Annotated in this window: 1 protein-coding gene; it reads left to right on the top strand. The window is 54.5% G+C overall.

The annotated features are described in order from the left end of the window. Positions 1-22: 22 nt before the first annotated feature. Positions 23-1,047: 5-(carboxyamino)imidazole ribonucleotide synthase (locus ACTHS3_RS14375; protein ID WP_440368292.1), on the top strand; the 1,025-nt coding region annotated here is incomplete at its 3' end.

Raw genomic sequence — 1,047 nt, 5'->3', positions numbered from 1 at the left:
CAATATACAAAGATTTATAGCAATGCATGATTCTCTCATACTCCCTCCTTCCATGCTCGGCATCCTCGGTGGCGGCCAATTAGGCAGAATGTTTACCGTTGCCGCCAAAACCATGGGCTACAAAGTAACCGTACTCGACCCCGATCCGAACGCGCCGGCGGCGGAATTTGCCGACCGCCATTTGTGCGCGCCGTTTGACGACCAAGCCGCTTTGGACGAGTTGGCAAAATGCGCGGCAGTGACCACTGAATTTGAAAACGTCAATGCCGACGCGATGCGCTTTCTGGCAAAGCATACCAACGTTTCCCCCTGCGGCGACTGCGTTGCCATCGCGCAAAACCGTATTCAGGAAAAAGCGTGGATACGCAAAGCGGGATTGCAAACCGCGCCGTATCAAGTGGTTTGTCGTTCAGACGACATCAGCGAAGAAAGCGCGCAATTTTTGCCTGGCATCTTGAAAACGGCTACATTGGGCTACGACGGCAAAGGTCAAATCCGCGTCAAAACGGTGGACGAACTCAAAGCCGCGTTTACCGAACACGGCGGTGTGGATTGCGTTTTAGAAAAAATGGTGGATTTGCGCGGCGAAATTTCCGTGATCGTATGTCGTCTGAACGATGAAAACGTGCAAACCTTCGACCCCGCCGAAAACATCCACGAAAACGGCATTCTTGCCTATTCCATCGTCCCCGCGCGGCTGAGTGCCGACGTGCAGCAACAGGCGCGGCAGATGGCGCAACGATTGGCGGACGAATTGGACTATGTTGGCGTATTGGCGGTAGAAATGTTCGTCGTCGGCGACACGCATGAATTGGTCGTCAACGAAATCGCCCCGCGCCCGCACAATTCCGGCCATCATACGCTGGATGCCTGCGCCGCAGACCAGTTCCAGCAGCAGGTACGCATTATGTGCAATCTGCCGCCCGCCGATACCAAGCTGCTTTCTTCATGCTGTATGGCGAATATTTTGGGCGACGTTTGGAAGGAAGACGGCGGCGAACCAGAATGGCTGCCGCTGCAAAGCAACCCGAATGCACATCTGCATCT

Source organism: Neisseria sp. P0009.S007 (genome assembly GCF_051962515.1).
This window is presented reverse-complemented; position numbering and strand designations above follow the sequence as displayed.